This is a genomic window from Olsenella profusa, from assembly GCF_016900315.1.
GTDB classification, from domain to species: Bacteria; Actinomycetota; Coriobacteriia; order Coriobacteriales; family Atopobiaceae; genus Thermophilibacter; species Thermophilibacter profusus_A.
The window spans coordinates 1-483 of record NZ_JACSNQ010000037.1; the positions used below are offsets into that span (position 1 = coordinate 1).

The window sequence follows — 483 nt, forward strand, 5'->3', positions numbered from 1 at the left end:
TCAGCTAGTGACTACAAGGGTATCTAATCCTGTTCGCTACCCATGCTTTCGAACCTCAGCGTCAGTTACAGACCAGAGAGCCGCTTTCGCCACTGGTGTTCTTCCATATATCTACGCATTTCACCGCTACACATGGAGTTCCACTCTCCTCTTCTGCACTCAAGTCTTCCAGTTTCCAATGCACATCTCCGGTTAAGCCGAAGGCTTTCACATCAGACTTAAAAAACCGCCTGCGTTCCCTTTACGCCCAATAAATCCGGACAACGCTTGCCACCTACGTATTACCGCGGCTGCTGGCACGTAGTTAGCCGTGACTTGCTGGTTAGATACCGTCAGTGAATGAACAGTTACTCTCACTCGTGTTCTTCTCTAACAACAGAGTTTTACGATCCGAAGACCTTCTTCACTCACGCGGCGTTGCTCCATCAGACTTGCGTCCATTGTGGAAGATTCCCTACTGCTGCCACCCGTAGGACTAGCTGA

Annotated in this window: 1 rRNA gene; it reads right to left on the reverse strand. The window is 49.9% G+C overall.

Annotation, left to right across the window (positions count from 1 at the left end):
• Nucleotides 1-483 (reverse strand): 16S ribosomal RNA (locus H9X80_RS08910); the annotation flags it as partial.